The sequence below is a fragment of the Leeuwenhoekiella sp. A2 genome, from assembly GCF_047946655.1.
In the GTDB taxonomy this organism is placed as follows: domain Bacteria; phylum Bacteroidota; class Bacteroidia; order Flavobacteriales; family Flavobacteriaceae; genus Leeuwenhoekiella.
In genome coordinates this window covers 3,275,979-3,288,859 of sequence record NZ_CP172311.1, presented here as the reverse complement: position 1 = coordinate 3,288,859, position 12,881 = coordinate 3,275,979, and the positions used below count along the sequence as shown (strand labels likewise).

The window sequence follows — 12,881 nt, the reverse complement described above, 5'->3', positions numbered from 1 at the left end:
TCAGAATTGACCGATTTTAGTATCAAAATGACCGATTTTGTCAAGGCTTTATTCCATAAAAAAACCTCCTGCTTCTACAGAAGGTTTATTGTATTTATAAGTTATTCTAAATCATTGATTTCTTACTATTTTATTTTTTAGCGCATATAGCACCAGACCTATGCGACTTCGCACTTCCAGCTTTTTAAAAAGTGTATCTCTGTAATTATCTATCGTTTTAGGACTAAGACACATGACGTCTGCAATCTCTTTATAGGTCTTATCAGAACATGCGAGCTTCATAAATTCAAGTTCACGTGACGAAAAGTTATCTGCATCTGTATCTTTTCCTTTATTGTTCACACTATCAAGAAGAGCCTGCGTAACATGATCTGAATAATAATGACCTTTCTCTATAACCTCATTTAACGCCATCTTTAAAGTCTCAGGATGAATATCTTTAATTAAATACCCTTTACTACCTAAACGCAGCATTTGGATTATAGTATTTTCATCATCATCCATAGACAATGCAAGAACATCTATATGTGGTTTATGTTTATTTAACCAGGCGATGGTTTCAAAACCATTCATAACAGGCATATTGATATCAAGCAAAATAATATCAGGATCCTTGCCTGCGACATCTAATTTATTGATCAGATCATTACCATTTTTTGCCATAAATAGCACATCAAAACCTTCGAAACTATTGATAAGACCCTGAAGGGATTGGGCAAAGAGCACATGATCGTCTACTATACCTATAGTTTTGATTTTCATAATTTTAAATTATTCTTCAGTACGTAAAGGAACCGGGGGAATTACTACCCTAAATTTACTAATTCTTTTAAAGATTTGTTAATTTATTTTAGAACTTAAACTTTATACGCTCCTCAAGTACTTCATTTTAAGGTAAGTACCTGTTTTAGGCTTAGAAGTTATATCAAGCTGAGCCCCTATTAATTTTGCGCGACTGCTAATATTGAGCAAACCTGAATTTTTAGATATTGTGTCCATATCAAAACCCACCCCATTATCATGCATATCAATTTGTAGTATGTCCTGAGAAAAACTCAGATTAACTACAAGCAGATCTGCTTTTGCATGCTTAATAACATTTGCAAAAAACTCCTGCACGATTCTAAATAAAACAACCCGGTCATTTTTGGGTATATCCCAAACAGTACCATCAATTTTGAGTTCGGTTTTAAGAAAGTTTATACGCTCAAAACGGCTGAGTTCGTTCTCAATACTTTCAATTAAACTTACATTATTAAGCACCTCGTTATTGAGACTTTTAGACAAAGCACGCACTTCCTGAAGCGACTGAGCAACCAGACTTTTTACTTCGGTAATATGTAAAACTTCTTTAAGATCTGCCTGTAGCATATTAAGCTGCATATTAGCCACAGAAAGTAGTTGACCTATATTATCATGCAACTCCCAACTTACATTCTTTAGCGTATTCTCCTGAATCTCAATCTGTGTACGAGCTACCTCCTCTATATACTTTTTTTCTGCAGCATTCTTCTCATCTATAAATTTAAGTTTACGCTTTTGAAATATGAGGAATAAACACACCACAGTAATTAGCAATATGAGCAAAACCACAGAACTGGCCGCTATGAGCACTTGTAATTCTTCAGAATTTATTACCTCTTCTACTTTCATTTAATGTATTTTATCTTTTCTGCATTGAGATAAATTAATACGGCACTCAAAACTAATACTGCTAAAAAAAGAACAATAGCTATTAAAATTATTAACGCTAAGATGAATTGACTACTCATTGGGGTGAATTAGATGTTCTGTATATGATTTATGGGTTTTTATAAAAGCTATTGCAAAACAACAGTATTGAAGACTGTTAATAATAAAGAGCACAACACTCCAAATGGCAAGATTCTCTTTTACCATAAAGGTTATTGCGACCTCAAAAGGAAGATAGGTAACACAATAAACAAGTAAACCAAATGAAACCCAGAAATAGGGTGAACTTGTAATATGCATTACCACATCACGATTTAGCATTTCTATAAAATAGAAACACGCAGCAACTGTAATTAAAACAGCGCCCAGCGTATAACTGTTGTTCAAAAATTCATAAGAGAAGTTTTGAATAAAAATCGCGTCAATTAGCCAGAAAATCGTGTAAATAAGCAATAAAATCAGTAAAATATTTCTTCTTGACCTTGTAAACATTAAACTGCTATACCACCACAAGAAAAATGCAAAATGAACTAAATAATAAATATTATAGGGTATGTAATTAGGAATCCCCAATACGGGATAACACATACCGGCAAAAAATTCATTGAGTGCTACGTAACATAAAAAAAACAGTACATATTTTAATTTTGTGTGCTTAAAATGGTTGTACTTAATAATACCTATTACCGCTGCTATCAGTTCTAAATATTGAGAGTAAGAACTCAGTTCTTCCATCAATTGCTGTTTTATGATTTATTATTGAGGATAGCTCGCTTGTGGCGGGTTTCCCTGATGACCTCTGTTTAAAGGCGATATTGATGTAATATCTGATCCCTGCATGCTAAAATTAAAAAAGCTACCAGTCTGCTTATCATTTTTAACACCCGTAGGCACAATAAAAACAGTACTATAACCTGCAACCTTTTGATCTGGATAATCCATAGGATACGCTCCCTGATAAATTCGCAGGCCTTCTAGTTTATAGCCTTGTTCATTTGCCTGTTCTTCCGCGTAAGCGATATAATCTTTTAACTCCTGAACAGACCACCAGCTTGAACGATTATCTTTTTTACCAATGGCAGAATCTATAGCCTGCACTCTAGTGCGCGTATATGTCTCGTCTAGCACCATCGCTTCCTTACTGCTTATAACACCACTAGGCGGATCTGTTTTTGCATCAGATTTTGGGCCATTTGTACATGCGCTTAAAGCTATAAATACAAAGAATACTATCAATTTATTGCCATGGTTAATCAAATAAGTTTTCATGTAAAAAGGTTTATGAAGGTTAGACAATAAAAGTACTCTAAAATCTGCCTATCACTAGTACCCATCAGGTAAATAGGGGCAAATTCCCCGCTCAACCGCAGTAAAATCACCCGCACTCTTAATTGCAATTAATCAATAAAATATGTGCTTGAGCGTTAAATCTATTCAGTTGGTCTAATCGTATAATTTATGACGCTGCGATGCCTTATTATTGCTTGATTTTCTTATTCAAATTAAGAAAGACACCATTTTAAACTCCTCTAATTAATTAATTAAAAAATAAATGGAAAGAATATTGGAATACGGCAAAATCAATATTTTACGTCTTGTACAACGCGGGCAGTATATGGGCCTTATTCACAGCCCCGAAGAAACAGAATACCCCGAATTCATCCATTCACTCTGGACCTCCTTTTTAAGCAATCATGAACTGGGCGAAGAAGCACAACGTTTAGACTTTATGCTGGGCAGGGGCGATTCTATACAATTGCTTAGCGACGCTTTAGAAGACTCAAGTTTACTTGAATTTAAAATTTATTAAATCTCCCGGTCTTTTCTGGGCAAGCGTATTTATCGCCATTTCGGTTAGTTGTAAAACACGCGGGTAACCACCGGTCACCTGGCAATCGCGCATTAAAACAATGAGTTTTCCTGCAGGGGTAAGCTGTACCGTTCCCGGCACAACAGGCCCTGTGATTATACCCTGCATGTTATTGGGCAGCTTTTCATCAAGCTGAATTGCCATACGATTACCTGTTTTTGAAACCGTAAATGTGTCTAATAAAAAACGTTGTTTTATAGTTTCGGGGATTTGCTTCCACTCCGGTCCTGTGAAAACTTCAATTCCCGGTTTAAAAATTCCGCTTTCGCGAAAGCTTACTCTGGCACTTTTCTGGTTTTTGTATTCCTGAGCTTGCACAGACAAATGATCGCCCTTTTTAAGCCTTACCGTATCTGTGATACCGTCATACATACTGCGACTTTCAAGTTTAACATCACTTAAAAATCCGTCTTTGATAGCGAGATAACTTCTAAAGCCGTTTACTATACTTTTAAATCGCAAAACAGAACCTTTTGCCGCGAAGTAGGCTTTGTCATTTTCAATAGCCACGTCGTTCAATTCTGTTAAAAATTTAGCTCCGCTTAAAGCGAAATAACAGGTCGCGTGAAATTTTAAAACAGGTCCTGTCATGGTGATTTCTAAAACGGCAGCGTCTTGTTTATTATTAAGCAACAGATTTGCTTTCTTTGCCGAAAATGAATCCATCACTCCACTTTGAGGAACACCAAATTTAGCATAACCAAATCGTCCTAAATCCTGAATAGTTGAGTAAAAACCCGGTGATAAAACCTCGATAAAATCGCTCATTTTATTTCCGATTTTAAGGTGTATTTGCCCGATTTTACAAGCTCTGAAATTTCATCATATTCTTCCTTTTCTACCTCGTAAAATTTAATGAGATCTCCTGCAGAAAAAGGACTTGGGTTTTCAGCATTGGGATCAAAAAAATTCAAGGGACAATTACCTATAATTTGCCACCCGCCAGGACTTGATTTTGGGTAAATCCCTGTTTGATTTTCAGCGATGCCAACAGCCCCTTTTTCTATCTTTAAACGAGGTTCATTTTTACGCGGTACAGAAAGCTTTTTATGCATGCCTCCCAGATATAAAAACCCGGGCAGAAACCCCATGAAATAAAGTATGTATTCTGGGGCGGTATGCAGGTCTATTATTTCCCTTTTTGATAGTTTATTCTGTTCACTCAAAAAGTCAATATCTAAAGCAAAATGTGCATCATAACAAACCGGAATGTTGTAAAGTCGGGATTTAGCTTCTTCATTCTTTATTGTACTAAAATTAGTCGATTTTAGTACAATAAAATCATCATAGACAACGTTTATACCAAAATCGTAAATAATTAATAACGAGTTGTATGTATTAATTACCTCAACTTTTGATTTAATCAATTTATTCTCTATAAATCTTCGTACTTCAAGCAACCAATATAAGTTTTCTTCTGAGAAATTCCACGACCATTGTAATAAAATAGACCGCTCTCCCAGCATAGATATTTGAGGCTGCTCTTTCATTTTCTACTTGATTTGCACACCATGATGAGGAAGTTTTTTATACAAGAATTTAACCATTTCTACAGCCGCAGGCGTATCACCATGCACACAAATAGTATCAGTTTTTGTGTGAATTATTTTGCCTGAAACAGACCTTATTTCATTATGCAAAATCATACTCAAAACATGATCTAATACCTCCTCCTTTTTCTTTAATAAAGCCATTTCTTTTTTACGAGAAACCAGTGTATGATCAGCTTCATAATTACGATCTGCAAAACCTTCAAAATGCACTTTGATCTTATTTTTTGCAAGCTCACTTATGACAGATTTATAAGGAGCATAAAGTGGAATATTTGGGTAAAATTCTAAAAGAATATCGAGCACTATTTTACCGTATTTCTCATCCACATTACACAAATTATAAAGAGCCCCGTGTGGCTTAATGTGATGCATTTTTAAGCCCTGCTTTTTACATTCATTTTGCACCAGCGATATTTGATCATACAGGCTGTTTTTTAGCTCTTTTTCACCGATTTTCATTTCCTCTCTGCCAAAGTTTTCGCGGTCAGGAAATGACGGATGAGCACCTATTTTCACGTTATTTTCTTTCGCCAGAGCGATAACATTTTTAATTGTTTCTTCATCGCCGGCATGACCGCCACAGGCAATATTGCACGAACTTATAAACGGCATTAGATCTGCCTCATTGCCTATGCCCTCGCCCAGATCACAATTGATATCTATATATTTTTGTGTTGCTTTCATTTCCATTGTTAGATCAACTCAAAGACTTTAAAAATACTTTTACAACCCAAAATGATCGTTATTACCAGAATTATAAGACTTAAAATATTTTTAGTTGTAGTATTCTTATAACTCCCCAGAATTGAGGAGCGGTTAGCAAGCCAGATAAGGAGAGCTGCTATAATGGGCAATAGCAATCCGTTAGCTATTTGGGCAAATTTGATGATCTGTATGGGTTGTACACCAAATGTTGAGAACACAATGCCCAGACCTAATATAAGCATCCATGCAGTTCTAAATTTAGTGCTTTTTAAACCTCCTTTAAAACCCAGACAACCCTGAGCCACATAAGCTGCAGCCAATGGCGCTGTGATCGCCGATGTAATCCCGGCCGCAAAAAGACCAATCGCAATGAAGTATTGCGCAGCCTCACCGTATAGCGGCTCGAGACTTTGTGCAAGATCTGCGGCTCCTGTAACTTGTGATGATTTAATTGCACTGGCTGCTATTATTATGCACATTGATACAAGACCACCCAAAACTACTGCGATATAAGTATCTTTTCTGGCGAGCGAAAGATCTTTTGCACCATTCCACTTTTGATTTACCAAAGAAGCATGTAAAAAGAGATTATAAGGTACTACCGTTGTCCCCACAAGTGCCACAACAGTAAGAATACTTTCCCCGGGAAGAGAAGGAACAAAACTGTTTTTCAATATGGCTATAAAGTCCGGCTTTGTTAGTATTGCTGTAATTACAAATGACAGGCTCATTATAATTACCAAACCCAGTAGAACACGTTCTAATACTTTGTAATTACTTATCCAAAGCAAAGCAAAGGCTATACCGCCTAAAATAATGCTTAAAATATTTAGTTTAAAGCTCCCCATGTCTAAGATTCCCTGCCATCCTAAAGCCTGAATTCCTAAAACTCCGCCGCTTATATTACCTGCTTCGTAAGCTGCATTCCCCACAACAATTGCTGCGAGAACCAGAGCCAGCATAAGTTTTCGCAAAAGCGGTTGTTTTAATTCATCCCGCAGAACCTGAGATAGTCCTTTTCCCGTAACTAAACCTATACGAGCTGCGGTTTCTTGTAATACAGCGGTGGCAAGAATAGAAAGTGTCATTGCCCATAAAAGTGCATAGCCAAACTGTACTCCTGCAAGTGTGCAAACTGTAACTGTACCGGGACCTATGAAAGCTGCGGCTACTAAAGCGCCGGGACCTATATTTTTAAAGGGGTTACGCATAAATGTGCTAATGGTTTAAATATAAATGAAAATCGGGCCAGAATGAAGGAAAAACGGCTTATTCGTATAAAAAAAGGCTTGTCGCAATGACAAGCCTTTTAATGAATTAACAACTTAAAATATATACTAATTACATTTTCACGTCAGATAATTTAACCTCATTTCCTTCTTTATCAAGAAGTTTAACCTCATCAAAGCCCATATCTTTAAACTGCTGAAACTGTGTAGCTGCATCACCTACAACAAGGTAAGCCATTTTAGACTCATCAAGATATTTGTTTGCTAATGCTTTGTGCTGCTCTAGTGTCATTGCGCCTACAGTAGATTCTTCATTTTCTATATACTTAGGATCAAGGTCATAAGCACTCATCTCCTGAAGCATTCCTAATAAAGAACCTTGTGTCTCAAAACGTCTGGCATTTGACTTGATCATTGCATTTTTAGTAAAATCAAGATCTTCCTGCGAGATTCCGTCTTTATATTTTGCGATCTCATCTTTGAATATTTTTACAGATTCTCCTGTGGTATTTGTTCTTACACTTGAAGAAGCCGTAAAAGTTCCCGGGATCGTAGAACCGCTAAAGCCAGAACGCGCACCATATGTATATCCTTTCTCTTCTCTTAGAATAAGATTTACATTACCAGAGAATGAACCACCTAGTTTGTAATTCATAACTTCTGCAGGGAAAAAGTCTGCATCTGTGCGAGGCAAGGCTACATAACCAATATTTATAACAGATTGTTTAGCATTAGGCACATCAACAAAATATAATGAAGCTCTATCACGATCATTACTTACTTCGTATGTTGGGATCTCAACATCTTTTGCTGGCCAGTTTTCTTCTAGTCCGTCAAGAGCAGCAAGGGCTTCTTCCTCGTTTATGTCTCCCACAACATGGAATCTACTCACAGATGGAGAGAAATTTTTCTCATAGAAATTCTTTAAATCATCAATTGTTATCGCTTCAACAGATTCTACAGTTCCTGATGTAGGGTAAGCAAAAGGATGATTTTCACCATAAAGTACTTTATTATAAACACGATCTGCTATTGCATTAGGATTTGCATCAGCACGTTGTATACCGTTAATGGTGCTGGTCTTAATACGAGCAAACTCCTCTTCATCCCAACGTGGTTGTAAAAGGATTTCCTGAACCAGAGCCATTGTTTTGTCAAAGTTTCGCTTAAGCGTATTACCGCGTATTACGATAGACTCATCTGTAGTGTACATATTGATATTTGCTCCTAAAAGATCTATTTCTTCTTCAAGCTCTTCAGGAGTTTTGTTAGCCGTACCTTCCATCATGATATCTGTCATCAGGTTAGCAACGCCATTTTTAGAAAGATCATCAAGCAGGTGACCACCTTCTATTACAAGGCTAAAGTTTACAAGCGGTAACTCAGTTTGCTCGATACCGTAAACTTCCATTTTGTCATCTAGCTCAGCCTTCCATGAATCTGGTATTTTAAGTTTAGGCGTGTCTCCTATTGCCGGTGGCGTATCGCGATCAAAAGTGGTAGGAGATTTTTCATAATCATTTTCTGCATCTGCAATTTCCGTTTGCACATTTTCTGTGATCGCCTCTTCTACAACCTGAGCTTCTTCAGAATTATCTACTATTAATTCTTTTTGACCTTTAGGTACAAAACTGGTCATCACATAAGGCTTGTCTTTAATGTACTTCTCGTACACACGCATTACATCTTCTTTTGTAACTGCCTTAATATTATTGATATCTTCTGTAATAAAACCTGGGTTGTCGGTAAATACATCGTACTGTGCTAATTGGAATGATTTACCCAAAACACTGCTTATTCCGTTATAAAAATCGGTTTCAAGACCTGCTTTTATGCGCTCAATATCACGATCTTTTACACCTTCTTTTTCAAAAAGAGCAAAAGCATCATTAATACCGCTTGCAACGCTATCAAGATCAACACCAGAGTTTGCTGTTACAATAATGCGGAAGTTTCCTGCAATTTGCTCAGCGTTATTAAACGCACGCGGATTTGAAGCCAGTTCTTTCTCCTTTACGAGTACTTTATACAGAGGTGCTTTTTTACCTTCAGAAAGTATTTCACTTAAGAAGTTAAGAGCATAAGCATCATCTGTATACTGCTCAACTGTGGGCCAAACCATATTTAATTGTGGCGCTGTAGCGAAATTATCTTCGTAATACAGTTTTTTGCTGGCATCAAGGGTTACGTTTTGAACCGCTAATGGTTCTACCTCGCCATGCTTTTTAATCGGGCCAAAATACTTCTCAACAAGTTCTTTTGTTTTAGCCTCATCAAAATTACCGGCAATTACCAGAGTCGCATTATTAGGACCGTAGAATTTGTCGTAAAACTCCTTCACATCATCAATAGTTGCGCTCTTAAGATCTTCAAGTTCGCCTATTACCTGCCAGCTATATGGATGCCCATCAGGATATAAATTCTTATCTAGCACCCAGCTTGTATGCCCGTACGGATTATTGTCTACACGCTGGCGTTTTTCATTTTGTACAACCTCCTGTTGATTTGCGAAAGCAGATTCTGTTAGGGTATTAATAAGAAAACCCATTCTGTCTGACTCTAACCAAAGGATTGTCTCAAGCGCATTGTTTGGGACAACTTCATAATAAATGGTACCATCTGTCCAGGTACCACCGTTAAGAGTACCACCCGCATCCTGCACTTTTTTAAAGAATTGATCTTGTGGTACATGTTCAGATTCCTGAAACAGAACATGTTCAAATAAATGCGCAAAACCAGTTCTGCCTTTTTTCTCACGGTTTGAGCCCACACCGTACTGTATTGCTACAGAAACGATAGGGTCTGAGTCGTCCTGATGAAGAACAACATTAAGACCATTTTCCAGTTCATACTTGTCGTAGTCGATTGATAAATTTGCGTCTGCCTCATCCTTATCCCCTATTTTGTCGTCACAGGATACAAATGCTACAAACAAAAACGATAACATAATTGCTACCGGTCTAAAACGAATGTTTGTCATTTTATATAATTTTAATTAAAAACTAGCTAAATATAAATAAAGTTCTGTAGTAATTGTTAGGAATATGTTAATGAAGTACATATTTATTACTCAGCTAAATATGAAAGCTAATTATTGAAAAATTATAAAAGCGAGCTCTTTTAATTGAAGAATTGATAAGATTGAACAAACTATATGGCGTTTGCTCTCTTGTTTGATAAGAATGAAAAAGTAGGCTGATTGTGAAAGAAATCTCGGTGGAAACCCGCGATTTCTTGTATAAAAAACCTGATATTATGCTATTCTTCGCTGGTTTCGTAAAACTTCTTCTGCATTCTTGACTGCAAACTTTTAGGTATTGCCCTCCTAATAAAAGTCATTACCTTATTAGAGGCTCCGGGAATATATATGCGCTCCCCACTCATTAATGCTTTATAGGCACCTGCGGTAATTTCTTCCGGTGCTTGCATAAGTATCTCTTTATGTTGCACAACATTTGTTTCCTGCATATCTGCTCTTGAGAAAAAATTGGTATCTGTAGGGCCGGGACATAAACAGGTAATGGTTACAGCACTTCCCATATCTTCTAGCTCTGTGGCTAAAGCTTCAGAAAAAGATACTACAAAAGCCTTACTGGCGTGATAAACTGCAAGCAATGGGCCAGGTTGAAACCCTGCTATAGATCCCAATTGTAAAATCTTACCATCATTTCTAGCGACCATTTCTTTTAAAAACAGTTTAGTAAGATGCGTGAGCGTAATAATATTTAAATGAATTATCTCAGCATCTTTTTCTGCCGGAATATCTACAAAATTGCCTCTTTGTCCTATTCCCGCGTCATTTACCAGAACATTTACAATTAAATTAAGTGATTTAATCTCATCATAAAGTTCTTGTGCAGCCGCATCACGGGCTAAATCCTTTTCAACAGCTATAACTACTATACTGTATTTATCTTTAATTGCTGCAGCTAGCATTTCCAGATTTTCCCTATTTCTCGCCACCAGAATAAGATTATAATTATGTGAAGCAAATTCATGTGCAAGAGCTTTGCCTATACCACTGGATGCCCCGGTAATAAGGGCGGTTAAATTAGGATCTTTCATAGCAATTTTTTTTAGCAGGTTTAATTCTTAATTTAAGATACTTACTCTTTGATAATGAACATAATAAAATTTCTTAAATTAAAATAAGAATTTACCCCAGCCAACCATCGCGATCTAGACTGCGGTATTGTATCGCTTCACTTATATGATGACCTTGTATAGTTTCAGCAGCTTCAAGATCTGCTATCGTACGTGAAACCTTTAAAATACGGTCGTAAGCCCTTGCGGAAAGATTTAGTCTTTCCATCGCATTTTTTAAAAGATTCTTTGACGGTTCATCAAGCGCGCAATGTTTCCTGATCTGTTTTACGCTCATCTGGGCGTTGTAATGAATATGATCACTTTCGCGGAAGCGTTCTGTTTGCAGCTGTCTGGCACGGTTCACCCTTTCGCGTATGCTAACACTGCTTTCTGCCCGGCGCTCATCAGACAATTTATCAAAAGGCACAGGAGTTACTTCTATATGAATATCGATCCTGTCTAATAAAGGTCCGGAAACTTTGCTTAAATAGCGCTGCATTTCTGCCGGCGAACTTACAACCGGAGCATCGGGATCATTAAAATAGCCTCCCGGGCTGGGGTTCATACTCGCTACAAGCATAAAACTACTGGGATAGGTAACTGTAAAACGTGCCCGAGAAATGGTGACTTCGCGATCTTCAAGCGGTTGGCGCATTACCTCAAGCACCGTGCGTTTAAATTCTGGTAACTCGTCAAGAAACAAAACACCATTATGAGCCAGCGAAATTTCTCCCGGCTGCGGGTAGGCCCCGCCTCCAACTAATGCAACGTCTGAAATAGTGTGGTGTGGACTACGAAATGGCCGTTGTGCCATCAAGCCTACATGCTCGCGCATTCTCCCGGAAACACTGTGAATTTTTGTAGTCTCTAACGCTTCGCGTAAAGTCATAGGTGGTAAAATGGACGGTAAACGCTTCGCTAGCATTGTTTTTCCTGCTCCCGGTGGACCAATTAAAATAATATTGTGACCACCGGCTGCGGCAATTTCCATGCAGCGTTTGATTGATTCTTGTCCTTTCACATCTGCAAAGTCGAATTCAGGATGCTCAAGATTGTTGTAGAATTCCGTTCGGGTATCTACAGTTGTACGCTCAAGCGGTTCGTCTTTATCAAAATATGAAATGACCTGCGATATATTTTCTATCCCAAAAACTTCAAGATCTTTTACGATCGCTGCTTCTTTAGCGTTTTGCAGTGGAAGTATAAATTTTTTAAAACCTTCATCTTTCGCTTTAATAGCAATAGGCAGCGCTCCTTTAATAGGTTGCAGGCTTCCGTCAAGAGATAACTCGCCCATGATAATGTAATCGTTAAGATCATCTGCTTTTATTTGTCCGCTCGCCACAAGAATTCCCACCGCCAGCGTAAGATCATAAGCAGAACCTTCTTTACGCATATCTGCGGGTGCCATATTAAGTGTGATCTTTTTACCCGGAATTTTGAAACCGTTGTTCTGCAGAGCAGCGGCTATGCGGTAGTTGCTTTCTTTAATAGCATTATCTGGTAAACCTACAAGATGATAACCTATCCCTTTGTCAATATTAACCTCTACTGTAATGGTCGTTGCTTCAACGCCAAATACCGCAGAGCCATAAACTTTTGTGAGCATATAAGTGTTTGTCTCTCAAAGAAAAGAAATCTTATATGTAATCAAAAATTATTTACAATGATATTTAGGCAGGCTCTTTATTATTTAAATAAATTTTTAAAATAAATGCTTTGTAGACGCAACCTTTTCTGTCGATA

General features: G+C 37.4%; 12 protein-coding genes. 1 reads left to right on the top strand and 11 read right to left on the bottom strand.

The genetic code is table 11. The annotated features are described in order from the left end of the window. Positions 1 to 111 precede the first annotated feature (111 nt). The 4 genes from ACH3PA_RS14460 to ACH3PA_RS14445 all read right to left on the bottom strand — a co-directional run bounded on the left by ACH3PA_RS14460 (position 112) and on the right by ACH3PA_RS14445 (position 2,961). The gene (locus ACH3PA_RS14460) at positions 112 to 762 is read right to left on the bottom strand and encodes a response regulator (RefSeq protein ID WP_416442944.1); all 651 of its coding nucleotides are present in this window, start codon (positions 760 to 762) and stop codon (positions 112 to 114) included. A gap of 102 nt (positions 763 to 864) precedes the next feature. Beyond that, the gene (locus tag ACH3PA_RS14455) at positions 865 to 1,653 is read right to left on the bottom strand and encodes a sensor histidine kinase (RefSeq protein WP_416442946.1); all 789 of its coding nucleotides are present in this window, start codon (positions 1,651 to 1,653) and stop codon (positions 865 to 867) included. A 111-nt stretch (positions 1,654 to 1,764) separates the two neighbouring features. Then, complete coding sequence (locus ACH3PA_RS14450; protein ID WP_416442948.1) at positions 1,765 to 2,427, bottom strand: hypothetical protein; 663 nt, start codon at positions 2,425 to 2,427, stop codon at positions 1,765 to 1,767. Between the two features lie 21 nt (positions 2,428 to 2,448). Further along, on the bottom strand, positions 2,449 to 2,961 hold the full coding sequence (locus tag ACH3PA_RS14445) for a hypothetical protein (RefSeq protein ID WP_416442950.1): 513 nt from the start codon (positions 2,959 to 2,961) through the stop codon (positions 2,449 to 2,451). Between the two features lie 283 nt (positions 2,962 to 3,244). On the opposite strand from ACH3PA_RS14445, the gene ACH3PA_RS14440 reads away from it, so the two are divergent. Further along, a complete protein-coding gene (locus tag ACH3PA_RS14440; RefSeq protein WP_416442952.1) occupies positions 3,245 to 3,502 on the top strand; it encodes a hypothetical protein in 258 nt (85 codons plus the stop codon). On the opposite strand, the gene ACH3PA_RS14435 is transcribed toward ACH3PA_RS14440, so the two are convergent. The 7 genes from ACH3PA_RS14435 to ACH3PA_RS14405 form a co-directional block, all read right to left on the bottom strand. Further along, positions 3,479 to 4,330: a biotin-dependent carboxyltransferase family protein gene (locus ACH3PA_RS14435; protein WP_416442953.1), complete on the bottom strand. Its 852-nt coding sequence runs from the start codon at positions 4,328 to 4,330 to the stop codon at positions 3,479 to 3,481. The genes ACH3PA_RS14440 and ACH3PA_RS14435 overlap by 24 nt on opposite strands. Then, positions 4,327 to 5,052, bottom strand: a complete 726-nt coding sequence (pxpB, locus tag ACH3PA_RS14430; RefSeq protein ID WP_416442955.1) for a 5-oxoprolinase subunit PxpB — start codon at positions 5,050 to 5,052, stop codon at positions 4,327 to 4,329. Before pxpB ends, ACH3PA_RS14435 begins: the two co-directional genes overlap by 4 nt. A 3-nt stretch (positions 5,053 to 5,055) precedes the next feature. Continuing rightward, positions 5,056 to 5,799 (bottom strand): 5-oxoprolinase subunit PxpA, encoded by a 744-nt coding sequence (gene pxpA, locus ACH3PA_RS14425; RefSeq protein ID WP_416442957.1) that lies wholly within the window; start codon positions 5,797 to 5,799, stop codon positions 5,056 to 5,058. 8 nt (positions 5,800 to 5,807) lie between these two features. Beyond that, positions 5,808 to 7,031, bottom strand: coding sequence for an Nramp family divalent metal transporter (locus ACH3PA_RS14420; protein ID WP_416442959.1), 1,224 nt, complete (start codon positions 7,029 to 7,031; stop codon positions 5,808 to 5,810). A gap of 130 nt (positions 7,032 to 7,161) precedes the next feature. After that, complete coding sequence (locus ACH3PA_RS14415; protein ID WP_416442961.1) at positions 7,162 to 10,029, bottom strand: M16 family metallopeptidase; 2,868 nt, start codon at positions 10,027 to 10,029, stop codon at positions 7,162 to 7,164. 278 nt (positions 10,030 to 10,307) lie between these two features. Then, positions 10,308 to 11,114 carry an SDR family NAD(P)-dependent oxidoreductase gene (locus ACH3PA_RS14410; RefSeq protein ID WP_416442963.1) on the bottom strand — a complete coding sequence of 269 codons (807 nt, stop codon included), beginning with the start codon at positions 11,112 to 11,114 and terminating at the stop codon, positions 10,308 to 10,310. A gap of 91 nt (positions 11,115 to 11,205) precedes the next feature. After that, the gene (locus ACH3PA_RS14405; RefSeq protein WP_416442965.1) at positions 11,206 to 12,744 is read right to left on the bottom strand and encodes a YifB family Mg chelatase-like AAA ATPase; all 1,539 of its coding nucleotides are present in this window, start codon (positions 12,742 to 12,744) and stop codon (positions 11,206 to 11,208) included. Between the last annotated feature and the right edge of the window lie 137 nt (positions 12,745 to 12,881).

Coding starts and splice junctions, on each gene's coding strand:
- ACH3PA_RS14460 (WP_416442944.1), bottom strand. CDS start 762: ATGAAAATCAAAACTATAGGTATAGTAGACGATCATGTGCTCTTTGCC.
- ACH3PA_RS14455 (WP_416442946.1), bottom strand. CDS start 1,653: ATGAAAGTAGAAGAGGTAATAAATTCTGAAGAATTACAAGTGCTCATA.
- ACH3PA_RS14450 (WP_416442948.1), bottom strand. CDS start 2,427: ATGGAAGAACTGAGTTCTTACTCTCAATATTTAGAACTGATAGCAGCG.
- ACH3PA_RS14445 (WP_416442950.1), bottom strand. CDS start 2,961: ATGAAAACTTATTTGATTAACCATGGCAATAAATTGATAGTATTCTTT.
- ACH3PA_RS14440 (WP_416442952.1), top strand. CDS start 3,245: ATGGAAAGAATATTGGAATACGGCAAAATCAATATTTTACGTCTTGTA.
- ACH3PA_RS14435 (WP_416442953.1), bottom strand. CDS start 4,330: ATGAGCGATTTTATCGAGGTTTTATCACCGGGTTTTTACTCAACTATT.
- pxpB (WP_416442955.1), bottom strand. CDS start 5,052: ATGAAAGAGCAGCCTCAAATATCTATGCTGGGAGAGCGGTCTATTTTA.
- pxpA (WP_416442957.1), bottom strand. CDS start 5,799: ATGAAAGCAACACAAAAATATATAGATATCAATTGTGATCTGGGCGAG.
- ACH3PA_RS14420 (WP_416442959.1), bottom strand. CDS start 7,031: ATGCGTAACCCCTTTAAAAATATAGGTCCCGGCGCTTTAGTAGCCGCA.
- ACH3PA_RS14415 (WP_416442961.1), bottom strand. CDS start 10,029: ATGACAAACATTCGTTTTAGACCGGTAGCAATTATGTTATCGTTTTTG.
- ACH3PA_RS14410 (WP_416442963.1), bottom strand. CDS start 11,114: ATGAAAGATCCTAATTTAACCGCCCTTATTACCGGGGCATCCAGTGGT.
- ACH3PA_RS14405 (WP_416442965.1), bottom strand. CDS start 12,744: ATGCTCACAAAAGTTTATGGCTCTGCGGTATTTGGCGTTGAAGCAACG.